The organism is Janthinobacterium pasteuri, from assembly GCF_051380775.1.
GTDB lineage: Bacteria > Pseudomonadota > Gammaproteobacteria > Burkholderiales > Burkholderiaceae_D > Janthinobacterium.
In genome coordinates this window covers 21,215-40,580 of sequence record NZ_JBNYXS010000029.1, presented here as the reverse complement: position 1 = coordinate 40,580, position 19,366 = coordinate 21,215, and the positions used below count along the sequence as shown (strand labels likewise).

The window sequence follows — 19,366 nt, the reverse complement described above, 5'->3', positions numbered from 1 at the left end:
GCGCCTCGGCGCCCTTTTCTTTGCTCTACCACAAACAGTTTATTCGGCCACGTCGAGCCCCCGCTCGATCATGCCCTCGACGTAGGCGCGCAGATATTGTTCCAGCGCGGGGCCGGACAGCACGTTGGCCGTCAGCGCGCCGTGCGGCGAGCCTTTCAGCACGCCGTCGTGAGACACGCGCGCAATCCAGGCCACGTCCGTGCCCTGGGTGTAATCGAGTTCATAGTCGAACGATTCTCCGCTGACTTTGCGTGTGTAGACTTCCTTGACAATTGCCATCTGAAACAGCCTTTCTTGACGAGATTAACTAAGTAATCCTCAGGAAATTATTATGAAATTATGACGAACAGAACCGGATGCTATGCAAGGCGCCCGCTGCGACGCAGTGCGAGCACTGCTAGCAGCGGGCAACGCCGCAGAGCGCAGGTTATGGAAGTCAGAAATCATAATAATTTATTGGGGGTTACTGAGGATGCGGGTGCGGTACCGGATCGTCCTGCGGCACCGGATGCTCGGGCCCCGGATGGTGCCCGGGCGCTTCCTGCGGTTCCGGTGCCGGCATGGGTTCATCGACGGGCGCCGGATCGGGCGCGCGGTGGGCATGGATGACGGACATGGCTGGCCTCCCTGCAGACAAAGGAAGACCATACCACGAGATGTGCGCCACCCGCCCTGCGCACCCCTTATTTCGCTGCCGGCCTGACGTCGGCGGCCGGCGGCGGGGCGTTCTTCACATATTTTTCCAGCCAGTTGTTGCTTTCATACAGCATCTGCATGATCGATTCGCGCGCGCGGTAGGCATGGCTCTCGTTCGGCAGCATCACCAGACGCGCCGTGCCGCCCAGTCCCTTGACGGCCTGGAACATGCGCTCGCTCTGGATGGGGAAAGTGCCCGAGTTGTTGTCCTGCTCGCCGTGGATCATCAGCAGCGCATCCTTGATCTTGTCCGCGTAGTTAAACGGCGACATGGCCTGGTAGACGGCCGGCGCCTGCCAGAATGAGCGCTCTTCCGACTGGAAGCCAAACGGCGTCAGGGTGCGGTTATAGGCGCCGCTGCGGGCGATGCCGGCGCGGAACAAGCGCGTGTGCGCCAGCAAATTGCCCGTCATGAAGGCGCCATACGAGTGGCCGCCGATGGCGATGCGGTTGCGGTCGGATACGCCACGGCGCACCACTTCATCGACAGCCGCTTCGGCATCGGCCACCAGTTGCGGCAAATAGGTGTCGTTCGGCTCCTGCTCGCCATTGCCGACGATGGGGAACGATGGATTGTCGAGCACGGCGTAGCCCATGGACAGGAAGGCGGCAGGGCCCCAGTAACTGACGGCATTGAATTTGTACGGCGAACCCTTGGTCTGGCTGGCCGCGCTGGCCGTCTTGAATTCCTGCGGATACGCCCACATCAGGGTCGGCAGCGGACCGTCGCGGCGGACGTCGTAGTTTGGCGGCAACATCAGGGTGGCCGTCAAGTCCACGCCATCGGCGCGCTTGTAGCGGATCAGCTCTTTCTGCACGTCCTTCAGTTGCGGCAACGGATGGGGGAAATGCGTGAGGGCCGTCAATTGCGCGGCGCCCTGCTGTTTCAGGTTGCGCACGAAGAAATTCGGCTGCTCGGTCGGCGATTCGCGCGTCGACAGCAAACGGCTGCCATCTTCGTCCAGCACGGCCACCACGTTTTCATAATACGGCGCGGCGCTCTGGAACAGCCGCTCCTTCTGTTTCGTCGCCAGGTTCAGGCGGTCAATGAAGGGACGGTCGCCTTCCTTCGAAGCGCCCTGGCCGTCAAGCAGAATGGAACCATCGGCGGCGATGAGCAGGCGCGGCAAGCCGGCAGCGTCCGCGCGCATGACGGGCTGGCCCGGATCGTTGTAGCGGTCTTCGAAGGAACCGGCATACACGAGGTCGCCAGGCGTTCCCGCCACGGCGGACGGCTGATCCGGCTGGATGCGCCACTGCTTGACGGCGCGCGTCTTGTACCACGCTTCGCTGAGCAGGGCCAGGTCGCCGCGGCCCCAGGCCACACCCGCATAGCGCGAAGCCAGCCTGGCCAGCACAGCCGGCTTGTTGGTGAACGGTGACGCCTGTGTGTAGACGATGTCGCGGATCTCGACCGCCTTGGCCGGGTCGCCGCCATCCTGCGCTTCGGCCCACACCAGGGTGGCTGGCGCATCGACGCGCCAGCTGACGGAGCGCACGCCGGCGGACACGGCATCATTGCCTGGCGGCAGCCCTTCTTCCAGCGGCAGGGCCGCCACCGCATGCACCACCTTGCCATTCAGGTCGCGTACGTCGATTTTGTGGCCGAAGTCATGCGCCGGCACGATATAGGAATACGGACGCACGATGCTGGTCGTCAGCAGGTGCTTGCCATCGGGCGAGGCCGACACGCGCGAGAACTGGCCCGGCTGGCCCACCAGGCGCTGCTTGCCCGCCACGTCCAGCAAGGCCAGCTGCACGGTAATGTAGTGTTCGAACAGCTGCGCATCCTGTTCGTTTTTCAGCAAGTCGGGATAGGTGCGCAATTGCTTGACTCCGCCGCCCGGCACGCTGTCCTGGATCGACGGCCCCGCCGGAATGCCACTCGCCACGGGCGCCGCGCCCAGCTTGGCCGGCTTCAGCTGCACCAGCAAGGTCTTGCTGTCGGGCATCCAGGAAAAGCCGCGGCCATACACGGCCGACAGCGATTGATTGGCCAGCTTGCGCGCAGCTTTTGTCTGCACATCGAGCAGCCACAGCTCCACGCCGGACTCCTTCACGCCCCTGGCGGGATCGGCAAAGGCGATGTGCGTAAACGCCAGGTAGCGCTGGTCGGGCGACCAGGCCAGGTCGGCAATGCGGGGCGACGCGGGCAAGCCGCTGACCTTGATCTCCTTCTGCGTATCGATGTCGAGCAATCCCAGTCCCGTGTGGAAACTGAAGCGGCTGGCCGCATACGTGCGCGGATTGATACGCAGGCCCGCCAGCTTCAGTTCTGGCTGCGCCACTTCGCTGATGCTGGGCAAGGATGGCGTGGGCAGCACGGCGGCCAGATTGCGTTTCGGGCTCAGGCTCAGGGTCGGCGCGCGCGGCGCATCGACGATGGCTTGCAGGGGCGCCGGTGGCATTTGATAGCCGCCATCTTGCGCCATGGCCAGAGAGGACGAGGCCATCAGGCCAACAGTGATAGGCAGCAAAGGCAAACGAATAGACATGAAACTCCAGTACAGGAAGGTGGTGACAAGCAGCGAGCGCGCCGCTCATGGCGGCATTTTGTGACAAGGCATAGTGCGTTCATGTCAAGTAAATGTCAACCAGCAACTTTTGCTGTTTGACAAGCATCGCCGCCCGCCCCCATCTCGCTTACAATCGCTGTTTTACCCGTACCCGATTGCCTACATGGAAACCACCACCCTCGCCCTGCTGCTCCTGGTCCCGCTGCTGGTCTGGCGCATTTATTCGCGCCTGAAGAAACTGGTGGCGCGCCAGAAATCGCAGCTGTGGCGCCACTGGAGCGCGGCGATCGCGTTGCCCGCGCTGCTGCTGTTCCTGGCAACGACGACGAAATTCGACGTCCTGCCCCTGTCCAGCCTGGGCGCGGCTGCGCTGGCCGGTGGCTGGCTGGGCGTGCTGGGCTTGAAACTGACGCGCTTCGAACAGGTTGGCAAGGATTTCTTCTTTACCCAGCACCGCTACCTGGGCCTGACGATCACGATGCTGTTCATCGCCCGCTTGCTGTACCGCGGCATGGAAATCTACCTGAACACGCGCCAGGACGTGCCCGTGCCGCCGCCACCGTTCGGCCAGAGCCCGCTGACCATGGCTGCCTACGGCCTCGTCATCGGCTACTACGCCGTGTATGCGTGGGGCCTGCTGCGCTGGCGCCAGCGCAACCAGCCACTGCAGGCGCCCGAGTAAGCCATCCCGTCAGTAGTACTGGCACAGGCCTTCACAGGTCGTCGCCGCCAGCGCCTGGCGTATCGTCGCCAGCGCAGGCGCCAGGGCCGGATCGAGGTCCTTGTCCGCATCGGCCAGGCTGGTCAGCATGCGCTCGCGCAACGGTGGCGCCATCAGATTGGCATTCGCCGTGGCGTGCTGCGCCGCCGCTTCCAGCATCCGCTTCTTTTGCGCCACGTTCCAGGACGGCCCTAGCACGAACTGCACCACGCTAGCATACAGGCTGGTCGAACCCTTGCTGAAGGCGCGCGCGCGCACACGCTCGGGCCCGCTCACCGCATCGGCCGGCTGAGCACTGAATTCCTGCTCAATCAGCGCTATCAAATGGGCATGGCAATGCATGCCAAAGGCAAACAAGGTGCTCATTTCATCGCCATAATTGGTCAGGTTCCGCGTCATCTGGTCCTTGCGCGCCTGCAGCAGCTCAACGCCGGACAGCGGCAAAGGCCATGAGAGGCCAAACGCATAGTATGCTTTGCCCAGCCGCATGACCTGCTCGCACACGGCCACGCTCTGGTTCATGTCCTGCAGCGCCGCGACGGGCGCCTGGAGCAGGCGCGGGCGGTCGGCGATGTGCGCAAACAACTGCGCCACCTCGGGGTCGCCCAGGCGCGGCAAGCCGCTTTGCGGCGTCGCCTTGTCCATCAGCGCTTCCAGCTGGCCGCTGGCTTGCTGGAAATCGGTATAGCTATCAGCCCAGGCGGCGGGCGCGGCAAGCAGCATCCCCAGCAACAGGATACGCAGAGGACGCTTGAGAGTTGCAGTTGGCAAGGCGATATCTTTCTATTTCTTCAGCAAATAAGGGGTGCGCAGCGCAGGCGCTTCGCCCGTATTCTCGCTGCCATTCTCGACATTGCCGAAATACACGTTCAGATCCTGCTGCGGACGGAAGTTGCGCAGCTTGACTTGCAAGGTGGTGGGATTGGTCTTCGTGAAAGTGCCGGGAAAGCACAGGCTGATCAGCTCATCCGGCTTGCCCTTGACCAGATTCAAGGTAAAGTCTTCGATGCCGTTCTTCCAGGTGTTGCCAGTCTTCAGGATATACGAAACCCACTTGGCATTGACGAAACCGCTCTCGCCCTGCTTTTTCGCCAGCCGGTTCCAGCTCGCATAAAAAGCCTTGTCGCCGCAATATTTTTGTTCGAACTCCTTGCCTTCACCCAAGTAGGAGGCACCAGGGCCGGCGGCCACGAAGGGGGCATATTGATGGCGCACGCGCACCGTTTTGCCGGCCGGGAATGTTTGCCGCCACTGGTAGACCACCGTCACTGACCAGGCCGGCACCCATTCTTCGTCTTCGGACAGCTTGGCCAGCAAGCCGTCGGCGATCATGGCTTTTTTCTGCGCGGCGCTCAAAGGCGCCACCTTTTTTTCGAACGGGCTGAACGACGGGAAATAAGCGACTTGGGCGTCCGACAGGCCCAGCTGCGCCAGGCGCGCCGTCACGTCACGGCCGTCGAGTCTGGCGACCAGCACCGTCTGGTAATCCTTGCGCTTGCCGTCGACCTCGATCGAGAACTGCTGCGGCTGGCCATAGTACGTGGGCGACTGGTGGTAGCCGGCCTCATAGGCAGGCAGCGGGAAGATAATGGTCTCTTCCACATCGCTTTTCGATTCGTTGAGAAACTCGTACTCGACCTTGATCAAGTCCGTGCTGACAGTCAGCACTTCCTTTTTCATGGCTACGGCATCGGTCTTGCCGACGATAATGCCGCCGGCACTGACCGAGCCGATGCCGTCATTGGCCATCGCTGGCACCGAGTACGCCAGCGCCAGCGCGGCCGAGAGCAGCAAGCAGCGCATCACGCCGCCTTGCCCGCTACGGGATCGACCCGGCGCTGCAGCACGAAAATCGGTTGCGCCCATTGCGTATCCTTTTTCTTCTTGCTCGTAATCAAAGTCAGCTCCGATGGATCGTAGACATCCGTGTTGTGCGTCAACGGCGTCGTCATCAGGTATTGCGCTTCCGTGTTTTTCAGGAATTCGCCCACCAGCTGGATGTTGCGAATATCGAGGTGGGCAAACGGCTCGTCGATGAAGACGAAGCCGCCGGAACCGTCTTCCGATTTCAGCAAGCCGATCAGCAGCACCAGCGACTTCATCACCTGCTGGCCGCCCGACGCTTCGCCATCGTTCATGCCGATCACGCCCTTGCCGTCGAACTTGAAGCGCACGTGCAAGCCCGCCTGCGACAGCTGCACATCGTCATTTTCCAGGCGCACGGGGTCGGCATGCACTTCGATGCCGGCCAGTTCGCCCAGCTCCTTGATGTTCTTGCTGTAAGTCTTGATGGTGTAGCGCAAGCGTTCCATGTAGGCGCCACGCGCATTGCCCGTCGCTTCGATGGCGCGGTTGTTCTGGTAGCGGCGCTCGTCCGTTTCCGACTGGCGGCCATGCAGCTGGTCCGACAGGCGGTGATGCTGGTCGATGACGGTGGCGTCGAGTTCCCAGTCGTCGCGCGCCAGACTGTTTTGCAGGCTGGCCACGCGCAGGTCGACTTGGTGCGCATTCTGGTGCTCGGCCACGAGCGCCGCGCGGCGCGCGGGACGACGCCAGCTTTTCGGCAAGTGGCGCCACGCATGGCGCAAGGCCAGCAAGGCGCGCGCATGCTCGGCGCGCTGCTCGATTTGCTTCTTGTAGCCGAGGCGCGAACCGGCTTCCGCTTCGGACAGGGCCAGGCGCGCGTTTTGCCACACGGTATCGGCACGCGTGCGCGCCACGGTGGCGTTCTTGGTGAGGTTTTGCAACTCGCCCAAACGGCCACCCACTTCCAGGCGCTCTTCCTTCAGCGGCTTCGAATTGCGCAGCGCTTCGGCGAATTCATCCTGGCGCGCACTGAGTTCCTTGGCCGCGTCGACGCCGGCGATGCGCGCCTTCAAGGCGCCCACTTCGGCCGCCAGTTTCGAGATCGCCAGTGTGAGCGTGTCTTCCTGGCCTTCCAGGCCCGGCAGCGAGCGCAACAGCGCTTCCAGACGGCCGCTGCGGCCAGCCTGGCCGAAGCGGTAGCGCGACGCTTCCACGAACAGAGAGCGTCCGCCGCGGCGTTCGCGGTGATACGCCTCGGGGGTGATCCACTCTTCGTGGTTGCCCAGCTTGAAGCCCGCTTCCACGGAATCGACGCGCGCGATGCGCGACAGCTGCTCGATCAGCCAGCTTGGCACGGGCGCGGAAAATTTCACCACGGCCAGCAAGCTCTCGTCCTTCGCCACCGGCGCCGTGACCAGCTCGGGCACGATGAAGTGGCGATAGCGTTCCTTCTCGGCCAGGCGGTAGGCAGCGGCCGCATCCTTGGCCTTGTCCAGCAAGACCACCGAGGCGTAACCGCCCAGCACGCCTTCGACGGCGCCCTGCCAGCGGCTATCCGTCACTTCGACGATGTCGGACAGCATGGCATGGGCGATGCCCGCGTCGCGCAGCGCGCGGCGCATGCCGCGCACATTGTCCGGCTCCGGCATGGCCGTCTTGCCTTGCAGTGCGGCAATCGTGGCCTGCTCGCCCGCGATGCGCGCCGACAGGGCGTCGCGCTGCTGGCGCTGCTGCAGCAATTGCGCTTCCTTCTGTTCCAGCTGGGCCGCCACTTCGGCGATATCGCTGCCCGAGTCGGCCGCCAGCTTGTGCAGGCGGTCCTTCTGTTCCAGCAGGCTGTCCAGCGGTTTCAGTTTGGCATTGATCAGCGACAGGCGACTCTGAAGGCCAATGGATTCCTGCTCCAGCAGGGTTTCGTTCATCTGCGCGTCGGACAGGGCCTTGGCTTGCGCGGCCAGCGCATTGCGCTTGTCGGTCAGTTGCTGGTCCGCCTGCGCCATCGGTTTGCGCGCATCGCGCAACTGCCGGCTGGCCGTGGCCGCCTTCTCGCGCGCCTCGTGGTATTGCAGGCTGGGCAGCACTTCTTCCAGCAGGTTGCGGCGCTCTTTGTGCAGGCTTTCCCACTGGTGGTAATTGGCCACGCGCAGGCGCAAGCCTTCCAGGTTGGTCTTGGACGCTTCCAGTTCCGTCTCGAAACGCTTCAGCTCCACTTCCGTATCGCGCTGGTGGCGCTTGGCTTCATCGTAGGCGTCCAGCACTTCCTTGTCGCCAAACACCTGGAACACCAGGTCGAGCAGCTGGCGCGGCGCGTATTCGCACAATTTGTCCGTTTCGCCCTGCTCCAGCGCCAGCACTTTCGACATGGCGGGCGACAGGCCCGCATTGGCCAGGCGCTTGCGGTAATTTTCCACGCCCAGCCAGTCGTTGGCGTCCGTGATGTCTTCGATCTGCACATTGCCCGGACGCATCAGATACTGGCGCTTCCAGTCGCCGCCATTTTTCTGGATCTGGCAAAACAGCGTCACTTCATCGTCGCTGAAGAAGCCGGAACTGCGGAACGGGCGGTTCGACAGTTGCTTGCCCACGTTCTTGTTGTCGACCACGGCGCGCAGCCAGGCCGTCTGCTGACCCGAGTGGCGCGCATAGTGCTTGTACGTGCGGCCCATCGAACAGTCGAGGCCGAACAAAGTGCGCAAGGCGTCAAGCAAGGTGGTCTTGCCCGAGCCATTCTGCCCCGCGATGGTGATGATCTTCGCGTCGAGCGGAATATTCTTGATGCGCTGCCAGTAATCCCAGTGCACCAGTTCAAGTGATTTGATATGAAACATGGGGGCTTTCAGTGAGGAAGGTCGGACGCGGGCTCGTCGCTGGCGTCGGGCAAGTCGCCGATGTCGGCGGACAGGTCGTCTGCCAGGTCGGCATCGGGGTCGACGGCCACCAGGCGCGCGGGCGCCCGCTTGAATACGTCGGCCAGGGCGCCGTTGATGATGCGCTCTTTCAGGACGTCCGTATCCATCATCAGATCCAGCAGCGGACCTTCCAGGATAAAGTCGCCGCGCCGCTCGATGAAGCCCAGCTTGGCCAGGGTACCCAAATTCATGTCCATGCGCGTCTTTTTGCCCAGCTTGTCGCCGAAGTCGGACAGCAGCGCCTTGTAGGAAATGCCGATCGATGCGTCTTCCGCGCGCGGCAGCGGCTTTTCCGTGCCAAACATATCGTTCTGGTCATCATCCGCATGCTGGTGCGTTTCCTGGCGTTCGCGCTTGGGCAGGATAATCTGCGCCCACAGCACCACCAGCAAGGCCACGCCATCGCGTGCCAGGCCGAAATTATTGTTTTGCCACACGTCGCGCGCGCCGAAAATCTTCGGCTCGATGGTGCGCGTCAGGGCCAGCGTGACATGGTCGGCATACACATTGTCGAGCAGTTTCAAGCCGCAGGCCAGCAGGCGCGCATCGATTTCGGCGCGGAACAGTTCGTCCGACAGCACACGCTTGACGAGCTTGTCGTCGCGGCGCAGGGTTTGATGCGTGAGCAGGCGCGCAATCAGGATTTGGGAATCGTCATTCATCGGCTGTGCCGCTATCTAAATCAAGTGAAACATTCAGTGAAAGCGAGGCGATCGACATGGCCGCCACGTGGGGGTCGGTCAGTTGGACCATCTCGTCGGTCGGTGTAAAGGTAATCGGCAAGCGGGCCAGTTCGGCCGTCGAGCCTTGCAAGCTCGCTTCGGACACATCGCCCAGCAGCGGCAGCATGGATGCGCGGTAGGACGCCACGGCAAAGCTGGCCGGCAGCAGGGAATCCTGCACGGGCACCGACTTCGGCCCTTCTTCGACTATGCTGGGGAAATTGCCCAGGCTGGCGAAGTTCGACAGGCGTTCGAGCAAGTCATCGAGTTCAAGCTGCATGACGGGTCCGTCGCTGATGGTGGTTGGGGCATCTTCGCCGCTGGGCAGGCCCGTGTTGATCACGCCTGCGGCCCGTTCGGACAGCAGTTCCGTTTCGGCCACGTCGATCATCTCGGCCGGCGTGGAGAACAGGGGCACGACAGGCTGGTCGATGGCGCCCTCGGCCAGGCTGGCCAGATCTTCATGCAACAAGAGCCAGCGCTTGATGTCGGTCGTCGACAGGCCGGACTGCCCCAGGTGCACGCGCTGGCGCTCGATCTGGTTCAGCGCGCGCGAAAACATGCCTTGCATGTTCAACAATTTACTTTGCGCGCGGCCGATCGCCTGCGCCGCCTTGTGCGTGGCGCTGTCCGCATTTTCATCGGAAGTGATCGCCACGAGAATCTCGGAACCCTTCTCCACCCAGTCGCACGCCATGTTCCACTTCGCCTGCGCCGTGCGCAGACGGAATTCGGAACCGGAAGCGATGGCGTCCGAGAATTCTTCCGTCAAATCCACCAGGCGCCCCAGCAAATGCTGGAGTTGCTCGACCGACACGCCGCCCACGGCTTGCGCACCCGCCACCTGCGACAATAAAAAGCCCATTTCCGCTTCGTCTTCCGTCTGGCCCAGGCCCAGCAAGCTGTCGATGGCAGACAGCACATTGCGCGCCATGGGCGTGACGCGGTACACGCCCTGCTGCGCATCCCAGGCCAGCAACTGGTTCGAGCGCAGGCGCAGCAACACCGTTTCCAGGCTTTCCGGCAACAGATACGCCAGTTTCGTGTTGATATCGGCGCGCGTGTAGGCAGACGTGGCCGCATCGGACGCCAGCTCGCGCAACACCAGCAGACGCACCAGCACGCCATCGAAACCGCCGTGAAACAGAGCCGTAAACACTTGCAGCAAGGGCTGCGCCCGCTTCAAATGAAAAACTTGCTCGATTTCATCGGCCGAAATATTGGGCTGAAAATGCGCCTGCAAGGAATCGTGATGCTCTTGCTCTGTCTGATTTGCATCCGTAGCCACGGCTGCACTTGCCATTATATCAATCATTCTTTTCCGGATGAGTGTTCAGCGGGCGACGCAGCGGGCTAACGCGGCGCTGCGGGGCGGGGGCGTCAGTATATCAGTTCTGACATGCAATTTGACTGTTGGCCAGCGGCGGAAATCCGGGGTCAGACCCGGCTGGGGAAATGCCTTCCAATGGAAGGCATTCCAATCTGTCAGGACGGACCCCAGCATTTGCCGTTAGGGGTGAAAAATAGATAAAAACGATATTTGATATGACAGCAAGCACTTACTTTTTAATGATCTTCTGCAAGGTTTGCTCGACATAATCGCCGCCATCCGCATCGGCGAACGTCACCTTCACGGGATACCATTCCAGCGACGGTGCCAGCCACAGGTCCACTTGCTGGCCCTTCTTGTCCGGCGGCGGCGCCTTGACCAGGTGAATGGCGGCGACTTCCCCCATGCCCGTGGCCACCGGCTCTTCCTTGACGACCTTGAAAGTCCACGGTTCGGCATCGTGCGCGCCGGCCACGAAGAAAGCCCATTCCGAACCGGGGACGAATTTCTCGGGCGCGGCACGCGCCACGCTGGCCAGTTGCCAGACGGCGCTGTTGCGGTCCTGTTCGCCGCCTTTCAGCGGATAGGTTTCATCGCCCTCGCCAAAGACGATGGTCTTGCTGTCGCGCTTGAAGGTGGTCGTGACGGCATCCTTGCGGAAGCGCTTTTCCACGAACTGGAAGGGCGCCAGGCCATAATCGTCCACCGTGCCTTCGCTGCGCTGCTCCAGGATCTTGCCGAACAGGGCAGCCTTGGTTTCGGCCAGCAGTGAATACTTGCCCTCGCCCACGCGCCAGTTGCTGACCGATTCGCCGGACAGTCCGATGCCGCGCTGCCTGGCCTTGATCGAGTAGACGAGGTCTGCCGATGGCGCCAGCTTGTACGGGCGCTTGATGACGGGATGCTCGACAGGCGCGTCGGCCATGGCGGGAGACAAGGTGGCGGCCAGCAAGCTGGCGAGCAAAACGCGTTTCAACGTAGTCAAAGTAGTCATTTATTTTCCTGTAGCGTCATTGACGCGAATTTGGGTCACGGTTTGCGTGGTCAGCGCCCCGCTCGCTTCGGTATTGCGTATTTGTACCGGATACCATTGCATGGACGGCGCCAGCCAGATATCGAGCTGCGACGAATAGGTGCCGGGCTTCGGTGGCCGGCGCAAATGCCAGGTCACCAGGCGGCCCATTTTGGTGTCGAGTTCTTCCTCGCCCAGCAGCTGGAAGCGGAACACGGTCGCTTCCTTTTCCTCGCCGACGAGGATATCGATATTGCCGGCCAGCTGGTTGACGTCGGCGCGGCCGATGGCAGCCAGCTGGAACGGCACGCTGGCCTTGTCCTGCGCCCCCTCCTGCCATGGCGCCGTGGCCGTCGAGGCCGAAAACGTGATGCTCTTGGCGTCGCGGTTGAAATGCGTGGCCGTTTGCGCGCGGCCCTTGCGTTTCTCCGTGGCCGTGACGGGCACGATGCCGCTGGTATCGATCATGCCCTCGCTGGTCAGCACCAGCAGGTTGATGCGCGTGATCAGCATGCTCAAGCCCACTTCCAGTTTCAGCTGATACGTATCGCCCCGGTTTTCCCACGCCATGGAGGCCACGCCCTGCCACTTGGTACCGTCCGCATCGCGCCGGTCCACATGCAGGTCGAACTGGGCCGAAGCAGGCGCATTCGTCTTGTAGTGCCGTGCCTGCTCGACGGCCGGTGGCGGCGCGCTGGCCGGCGCGGGCGCGGCCGCCACGGCTGGCGCGGGCGCCGTCATGGCAGGGGCAGCCACCGCGGCCGGCTCGGACGTGGCCGGGCCTTCCGGCACATCGCTGGCGGGCGCCGTCCACTGGGGCGCGTCGCTCGACGCCAGCTCCGTCGGTGGCGGCGGTGGCGGCAGCCTGGGCTTGGGCACGGGCAGCAGTTCGGGCGGCGGCGGTGGTGCCTGCACCGGCCGGGGCTTGGGTGGCTCGGCGATCAGTGCCATGCTGACCACCTGCGTATGGTCCTGTCCCAGCGGCACCATGCTCGCATGCGAGGTGAGCCACTCCAGCGCCACATAATGCAGTGCGCCGATGGCCGCGACAAAAATGACGGTACGGCGGCGCGGGCGCGAAAAGAAGGAGTCAGGCATCATAGGCCGTAGTGTAACGCTTTCCCTCCGCTTTCCGCTTCTTGCCCGCGCTCAACTCCTGATGTTTTATGTAAGAAAATGTTGGCAGCGTTGCGTCAGTTGCAAGCTGATATCTGCTACGCTAGGGACATCCACCTACCAGGAGATTTCGCATGGCAAATCCACAAATGCCCCAAATACCGGGCGCAGCAGTTGTGACCGATACCCTCGACTTCGTCAAGAACCTGTGGGGCAGCATGAGCGTGCCCGGCATGGGCATGCCAGGCATCACGGCGCCCACCATGTCGGTGGAAGAACTGGACAAGAAAATCAGCGACTTGAAAGCCGTCGAAGCATGGCTGAACCTCAATACCAGCATGCTGCGCGGCAGTATCCAGGCGCTGGAAGTACAGCGCGGCACCATCGCCACCCTGAAATCAATGGGTGCTTCGCTGGCGGCAGCCATCACGCAACCGGGCGCCAGCGAGAAAACCGTGTTTGAATCGGTGCCCTACGCTTCCGCGTTTTTCCAGCAGGCGACACCTGCGGCGCCAGCGCCAGCGCCGGCACCGAAACCGGCACCTGCTCCCGCGCCAGAACCGGCTGGGGCAGCGCCCAGCGATGCCGGTAGCCAGGCAGCAGCCCAGCTGGCCAATCCAAGTGCCTGGTGGAATTTGTTACAAGATCAGTTCAAGCAGGCGGTGTCGACGGCAATGTCGCCCGACGCCGCCAGCGCGGCAGCGGCCAGTTTTGGCGGTGGAGCGGCTGGCGCGACGGCCAAGCCAGCGGCCAGCAAGTCCACCAAGCCTGCAGAAGCAGGCACGGCAGCCAAGGCCAAGGCCCCGCTGCGCAAGGCGCCAGCGAAACGCGCAGCGCCCAAGTCCAAAGCACCAGGCAAGGCCTGACGCGTCAAGCCGGCGATATGATCAGGCGATACGATGAATGCGGATCGCCTCGATCATGTTGTCGGCCTGGCGTTTTACGTCACCGATCGTGATCAGGCCTTCGTCGGCCAGCGCCTTGGCGTGCTCGTACGAAGACTGGAATGTTTCCAGCGTGTCTCCCTTGGCGGCGACCGGGCGTACCCAGGCAATACTGCCGACCTTCATTTTTTTGTACACTTCATTGACCACATCACGCATAGTTTCTTCCTTATTGTTGTAAAGCAACTCAAGCACGGGCGAACCCACGCTGGCCCCTAGTTTATCATCCAGCACGCTCGCGCACGGATTTTCCCCCTTTTTCCGGCGCCGGCGGCGCTTTTTCCGTCACCTCGACGGCCACTTCCGGCCCGGGCGGCGGCGTCAGTTGCACCAGTTGCTCCATCAATTGCGCGAAGCGCTGCTGTCCTGGTGCAATTTTGTCTACATACAACAACACTCCCATGGCTTCGGCCGCCAATGTCGCCTGGTAGCCACGCTGTTCCAGGAAAGACACGATGATTTGCGCAGAATTGAACAGGATGCGCAGGTTGTTGGGCAGTTTTTCGCGCGCCGCGCGCATCCAGGCGACCGCCTCGTTGAGCTTGTCCGTCTTCCACAGCAGCACGCCCTTGTTCATCAAGTCCGACGCTTCCTTGCGCGAAGCGATGATCAGGCTGGTGCCTTCGTCACCCATCTTCGCCTTGTCGAAGATCTTTTGCACCTCATCCTGCACCACCTGGTTGTCGTGGTTATTTTTGACCACGTAGCACAGCAGGCCGGACGGCGCATCCTTCACGCCGACGGCGAACAGCAGGGTGGCCAGTTCCATACAGATACTTTTGTCGGGCCGCGCCGGGTCGTCAAGCAGCATGGCTTCGAGTTCGTCGCCGCACTTGCGCGCGCGCCGGTAATCGCCCGTTTCGTGGTGCACCATGCCTTCCGTGATTTTCGCCCGTAAACCAATTTGCTCGGGCGAGAATTCGCGCTGCGCCAGCAGCAGCCATTGCAGCGCTTCCTTGGCATCCTTCTTCAAGCCGCACACGCGCGCCAGTCCCAGGTAGGCGTCGGGCGTCTTCATGACGGAAAACTCGCCGATGGAAATACACTTGCGGAAAGCCTTTTCCGCCATGCTGATATTGCCGACCTTCAAGGCCGCCAGCCCCAGGTTGCGCTGGCGCGGCACGGAATTGGGCGACAGGCGTGCCGCTTTTTCCAGCACGCCGCACGCTTCCTCGTGCTGGCCCATCAGTTGATAGGCGACGGCCATCTGGTCGTAGGCGTCGATGTAGTACTTGTTTTCGACAATCACGCCCTGGAATATCTGCCGCGCCGCCTCGTGCTCGCCGTTATTCATGCGGATCTTGCCCAGGCCAGCCCTGGCCCAGCTGTAATCGCGCTCTGCCAGCACTTTTTCGTACACGGCACGGGCCTTTTCCGGCTCGCCGCTTTTCAGCAGCAAACTGGCCTTCATGCGCAGCAGTTCCAGCTCGTGCAGCTTGTTGACCTCGATCTGTGCGTCGCATAATTTGGCAGCACGCAGGTAGTCCTTTTCCATGCAGGCCTGGTCGATTTCCCGAAACACCTGCTTCTTGTGCCACACGCGGTTCAGCCGCGTCAACAGCACGCCTTCCGTGATAGGCTTGATCAGGTAGGCGTCGGGTTGATGCTCGGCCGCGCCCATCACCGATTCCACGTTTTTCTCGGCCGACACCATCAGCCACACACTCGATGGCGCCGTCAGGTTGCGCACGCGCGTCTCTTCCAGCACCTGCTGGCCATTCTTGCCTTCACCCAGGTTGTAATCGCACAGCACCACGTCATAGCGCGTCTTGGTCAGCAGCTTCATGGCTTCGCCGCCGCTGGCCGCCTGGTCGATATGGCGCGCCCCCAGGTTGCGCAAGGATTCGCGCAGCAGGATGCGGATGCCGATGAAGTCATCGACCAGCAGATAATGCTTGTCGGCCCAGTCGGTGCTGCCCGCTTCGGCGGCAGTGGCGTGGCTGTCTGTCGTCATGAATTCCTCGTTCAGGGCAGGCGCAGGATGAAACAGCCGCCGCCCAGCGCGCCGCCATTTTCCAGGGCGATGCTGCCGCTACTGCCCCGGTGCTTGTGCATCTTTGCCACTTCGCTGGAAAAATACAGGCCCAGTCCCGTGCTGTTGGTGGAAAAATTCACGCCGGCCGCCATGCCATCCATAGCCGCGCTGCCCGCATCGAGCAAGGCCTGCGAATAGCCGTCGCCATTGTCTTCCACGCGCAGCTCCAGCAGGGCGTCCACCTGGCGCACGGACAGGCGGATCGTGTCCTTCGTGTAGCGGATGGCGTTGTTGATGGCATGCGCCAGCACGCCGATGACCAGGTCTTCATCCAGGGTCCAGATCAGCTCCGGCGGACAAGCCGTCTCCAGGCGGATGCCTTTCGAGGCCAGCAGGATCTTTTCCTGGTCCACCACCTGGTCGACCACCTGGCTCATCAGTTGCGGCTGCACGTCGAAGGGGTAACCGGGCTTGCCCACTTCCTTGTACAGGGCCAGCAGCTGGATCAGGTTATCGTTCAGGCGCTTGGTCTGGTACAACATCTGCGCCATTTGCAGGTAGGCGGGGTCGGCCTGTGGCCCAGGCTTGGCCTGCTCGGCCGAAAGCAAGGATTCCAGCGTGCCGCTGACCACGCTGATCGAATTTTTCATGTCGTGCACGGTCGACGCCAGGAACAGGAAAAGCTCGGGCGAGCTGTGTTGATCTTCCACCGGATATCTCCTTGGGGCCGCAGCTTCAATATTGCCAAGGATAAATTATACCGCCAGCATGCCGATGCCAGCCAGCCGCGCGCAAAGACGGTGACTTGACGCAACAATGCCGCCCCGCTTGCGCCGGGGCGGCATCAGGATGACAAGTTGGCAAGGTCAGCGGCGCGCACCCGCCAGGCGGCGTACCACCGCGATCATGCGGTCGATTTCCTCATACGTATTGTAGAAGGCGAACGATGGCCGCACGGTCGCTTCCACGCCGAAGCGGCGCAAAATCGGCTGGGCGCAGTGGTGGCCCGAGCGCACGGCGATGCCCTCGTCGTTCAGGGCGCGCCCCACTTCCGCCGGCTCGTAACCGGCCAGCACGAACGACGCCACGCTGGCCTTCTCGAATGCCGTGCCGATCAGGCGCACGCCGGCAATCGCCTGCAACTGCTGCGTGGCATATTCCAGCAGCGCGTGCTCGTAGGCGGCAATGTTTTCCAGGCCGATGCGCTGCACGTAATCGATGGCCGCGCCCAGGCCCACGGCATCGGCGATATTGCCCGTGCCCGCCTCGAAACGGTTCGGCACGCCCTGGTAGACGGTGCGCTCGAACGTCACGTCGGCGATCATGTTGCCGCCGCCCTGCCATGGCGGTAGCTGCTCCAGCAAGTCGGCCTTGCCATACACGGCGCCAATGCCCGTCGGGCCGAACACTTTATGCCCCGAAAACACGTAAAAATCCGCACCCAGCGCCTGCACGTCCACGCGCAGATGCGACACCGCCTGTGCTCCGTCGACCAGCACGCGCACACCGGCCGCATGCGCCAGCGCGATGATCTGCGCCACGGGCGTCACCGTGCCCAGCGCATTCGACACCTGCGTCACGGACACCAGCCTGGTGCGCCCGTTGAGCAGCTTGCGGAATTCATCGACGATGATCTGCCCGCTGTCGTCGACGGGAATCACGCGCAGGGTCGCGCCCTTTTCCGCCGCCAGCTGCTGCCATGGCACGATATTGGCATGGTGCTCGAGCTGCGAGACGATGATTTCGTCGCCGCTGCCGATGTACTTGCGCCCGAAGGTATTGGCGATCAGGTTGATGCCTTCCGTGGCACCGCGCACGAAGATGATTTCATTGGCCGAGGCGGCGCCCAGGAAATGGGCGACCTTGGCGCGCGCCGCCTCGTACGCATCGCTGGCGCGCGCTGCCAATGCGTGGGCGGCGCGGTGGATGTTCGAATTCTCGTGCGCGTAGAAATACGACACCCGGTCGATCACGGACTGCGGCTTGTGCGTGGTGGCCGCATTGTCGAACCAGGCCAGCGGCTTGCCGTTGACCCGTTCGGCCAGCACGGGAAAGTCGCGCCGTACCGCATGCACGTCGAATGGCGCCGACGCCTGGTGCTGGCCCGGTTTCGTCGCGGACGACAGCTCGGTCTGGAAATAGAACGCGGGCGGGCTGATAGCCGGCGATGCCGGCAGCTGGCGCGCGGGCGAGCGCTGCGGCGTAGCAAACTGTCCCCGCAAATCGTCGGGAGCGGCCTGTCCCAAGCCCTGCTGTGCCAGGCCATCGAGCTTGCCGTTCGACACAGGATAGCCATGCGCGCCGCCGACAAAATAGTAGGGCGACGGTGCACTGAGGGCGGATAGCCGTGGCGTCGGCACGGAAGCAGGCGCCGGTGCAATCGGCGACTCCAGTGGCGCCGTCACGGGCGGCACTTGCGCGGTCGCCACGCCGGGGGCGATGGCCGCGAACGAAGGACCGGGCTGCGGCGGCGGACGGTTGGCATAGCGGGGCGCCGCATCGAGCACGCTGCCGGAACCACCGAGGCTGGGCGATTTATCCAACGCAGGGGGCAACCCCGGCAAACGCGCGAAGAATTCGCCTGCAAGTCGGTTCAGGGTCGCTTCATCGGGTAAAAACGGGACGGCAGGCAAGCCCGCCGCGCCATCACTTGTAGGTGTCTGGGTAGTCATGGTATTTACCGATCTCCACGTCTTCCAGTACGGCCAGCGCATCGTCGGTCAGCACGGCCAGCGAGCAATACAGCGAAATCAAATAGGACGAAATCGCGTGGCGGTTAATGCCCATGAAGCGCACGGATAGGCCCGGGCTTTGCTCGCCCGCCAGGCCAGGCTGGAACAGGCCGATCACGCCCTGGCGCTGTTCGCCCGCGCGCAGCAAAATGATCTTCGTCTTGCCGTCTTCGATGGGCAGTTTGTCGGAAGGCACCAGCGGCACGCCGCGCCACGTCAAAAACTGCGAACCGAACAGGCTGACGGTGGGTGGCGGCACGCCGCGGCGCGTGCACTCTCGCCCAAAAGCGGCAATGGCCAGCGGGTGCGCCAGGAAAAAGCCCGGTTCCTTCCACACTTTCGTCAGCAGTTCGTCGAGGTCGTCCGGCGTGGGCGCGCCCGTCAGGGTGAAGATGCGCTGGTCGTCATGCACGCTGGCCAGCAGGCCGTAATCGGGATTGTTGATCAATTCGCTTTCCTGGCGCTCCTTGATCGTTTCGATGGTCAGGCGCAGCTGCTCCTTGATCTGGTCGTGCGGACTGCTGTACAGGTCCGACACGCGGGTGTGCACGTCGAGCACCGTGCTGACGGCATTGAGAAAATACTCGCGCGGCTGCTCGTCGTAGTCGACAAAGGTTTGCGGCAGTTCCGACTCGTCGCGCTGCGAGCAGGCCACACGCACATCCTTCGGATTTTTCACGCGGTTCAGGCGGTAGATACCCGCTTCCACGGGCAGCCATTGCAGCAGGTGCACCAGCCAGCGCGGCGTGATCGTGGATAACTGGGGGACGCTCTTGCTTGCATTGGCCAGCTGGCGCGCGGCGTTATCGCCCAGCGCGAACTGGCTCTCTGTTGCTTCTGCCATGACTACTCCTGATGAGAAAAGTGAATTTGCTTATCTGAAAAAC

General features: G+C 62.7%; 17 protein-coding genes. 2 read left to right on the top strand and 15 right to left on the bottom strand.

The genetic code is table 11. The features are described 5' to 3' along the window. Positions 1-39: 39 nt before the first annotated feature. The 3 genes from ACQ4WN_RS22965 to ACQ4WN_RS22955 form a co-directional block, all read right to left on the bottom strand. Positions 40-279, bottom strand: a complete 240-nt coding sequence (locus ACQ4WN_RS22965) for a hypothetical protein (RefSeq protein ID WP_436553612.1) — start codon at positions 277-279, stop codon at positions 40-42. A gap of 184 nt (positions 280-463) precedes the next feature. Next, positions 464-616, bottom strand: coding sequence for a hypothetical protein (locus ACQ4WN_RS22960; RefSeq protein WP_436553611.1), 153 nt, complete (start codon positions 614-616; stop codon positions 464-466). Between the two features lie 67 nt (positions 617-683). After that, positions 684-3,191: an alpha/beta hydrolase family protein gene (locus ACQ4WN_RS22955; RefSeq protein ID WP_436553610.1), complete on the bottom strand. Its 2,508-nt coding sequence runs from the start codon at positions 3,189-3,191 to the stop codon at positions 684-686. A 184-nt stretch (positions 3,192-3,375) separates the two neighbouring features. Between ACQ4WN_RS22955 and ACQ4WN_RS22950 the strand changes: the two genes are divergently transcribed. Continuing rightward, positions 3,376-3,894 carry a CcdC protein domain-containing protein gene (locus ACQ4WN_RS22950; RefSeq protein WP_436553609.1) on the top strand — a complete coding sequence of 173 codons (519 nt, stop codon included), beginning with the start codon at positions 3,376-3,378 and terminating at the stop codon, positions 3,892-3,894. A 9-nt stretch (positions 3,895-3,903) separates the two neighbouring features. Here ACQ4WN_RS22950 and ACQ4WN_RS22945 read toward each other — a convergent pair whose 3' ends face one another. From ACQ4WN_RS22945 to ACQ4WN_RS22915, 7 genes are all read right to left on the bottom strand, one after another. Continuing rightward, positions 3,904-4,704 (bottom strand): hypothetical protein, encoded by an 801-nt coding sequence (locus ACQ4WN_RS22945; protein ID WP_436553608.1) that lies wholly within the window; start codon positions 4,702-4,704, stop codon positions 3,904-3,906. A 12-nt stretch (positions 4,705-4,716) separates the two neighbouring features. Further along, entirely contained in the window at positions 4,717-5,736 is a 1,020-nt protein-coding gene (locus ACQ4WN_RS22940; RefSeq protein ID WP_436553607.1) for a DUF4424 family protein, read from the bottom strand. Further along, positions 5,736-8,567 carry an ATP-binding protein gene (locus ACQ4WN_RS22935; RefSeq protein ID WP_436553606.1) on the bottom strand — a complete coding sequence of 944 codons (2,832 nt, stop codon included), beginning with the start codon at positions 8,565-8,567 and terminating at the stop codon, positions 5,736-5,738. The genes ACQ4WN_RS22940 and ACQ4WN_RS22935 overlap by 1 nt, the downstream gene beginning before the upstream one ends. An 8-nt stretch (positions 8,568-8,575) precedes the next feature. Beyond that, entirely contained in the window at positions 8,576-9,310 is a 735-nt protein-coding gene (locus ACQ4WN_RS22930; RefSeq protein WP_436553605.1) for a hypothetical protein, read from the bottom strand. Continuing rightward, positions 9,303-10,685, bottom strand: coding sequence for a hypothetical protein (locus ACQ4WN_RS22925; protein ID WP_436553604.1), 1,383 nt, complete (start codon positions 10,683-10,685; stop codon positions 9,303-9,305). Before ACQ4WN_RS22925 ends, ACQ4WN_RS22930 begins: the two co-directional genes overlap by 8 nt. 244 nt (positions 10,686-10,929) lie before the next feature. Then, entirely contained in the window at positions 10,930-11,694 is a 765-nt protein-coding gene (locus ACQ4WN_RS22920) for a DUF3108 domain-containing protein (protein ID WP_436553603.1), read from the bottom strand. Then, on the bottom strand, positions 11,695-12,813 hold the full coding sequence (locus tag ACQ4WN_RS22915) for a DUF3108 domain-containing protein (protein ID WP_436553602.1): 1,119 nt from the start codon (positions 12,811-12,813) through the stop codon (positions 11,695-11,697). A gap of 149 nt (positions 12,814-12,962) precedes the next feature. Between ACQ4WN_RS22915 and ACQ4WN_RS22910 the strand changes: the two genes are divergently transcribed. Continuing rightward, the gene (locus ACQ4WN_RS22910) at positions 12,963-13,694 is read left to right on the top strand and encodes a PhaM family polyhydroxyalkanoate granule multifunctional regulatory protein (RefSeq protein ID WP_436553601.1); all 732 of its coding nucleotides are present in this window, start codon (positions 12,963-12,965) and stop codon (positions 13,692-13,694) included. Positions 13,695-13,715: 21 nt separating this feature from the next. On the opposite strand, the gene ACQ4WN_RS22905 is transcribed toward ACQ4WN_RS22910, so the two are convergent. From ACQ4WN_RS22905 to ACQ4WN_RS22885, 5 genes are all read right to left on the bottom strand, one after another. Then, entirely contained in the window at positions 13,716-14,006 is a 291-nt protein-coding gene (locus ACQ4WN_RS22905) for a hypothetical protein (protein WP_244517498.1), read from the bottom strand. After that, the gene (locus ACQ4WN_RS22900; protein ID WP_436553600.1) at positions 13,996-15,726 is read right to left on the bottom strand and encodes a response regulator; all 1,731 of its coding nucleotides are present in this window, start codon (positions 15,724-15,726) and stop codon (positions 13,996-13,998) included. The genes ACQ4WN_RS22905 and ACQ4WN_RS22900 overlap by 11 nt, the downstream gene beginning before the upstream one ends. An 11-nt stretch (positions 15,727-15,737) precedes the next feature. Then, positions 15,738-16,457, bottom strand: a complete 720-nt coding sequence (locus ACQ4WN_RS22895; RefSeq protein ID WP_436553599.1) for a sensor histidine kinase — start codon at positions 16,455-16,457, stop codon at positions 15,738-15,740. Positions 16,458-16,613: 156 nt separating this feature from the next. Continuing rightward, complete coding sequence (locus ACQ4WN_RS22890) at positions 16,614-18,419, bottom strand: family 2A encapsulin nanocompartment cargo protein cysteine desulfurase (protein WP_436553598.1); 1,806 nt, start codon at positions 18,417-18,419, stop codon at positions 16,614-16,616. Beyond that, entirely contained in the window at positions 18,394-19,323 is a 930-nt protein-coding gene (locus ACQ4WN_RS22885; RefSeq protein ID WP_426073255.1) for a family 2A encapsulin nanocompartment shell protein, read from the bottom strand. Before ACQ4WN_RS22885 ends, ACQ4WN_RS22890 begins: the two co-directional genes overlap by 26 nt. Positions 19,324-19,366: the final 43 nt, after the last annotated feature.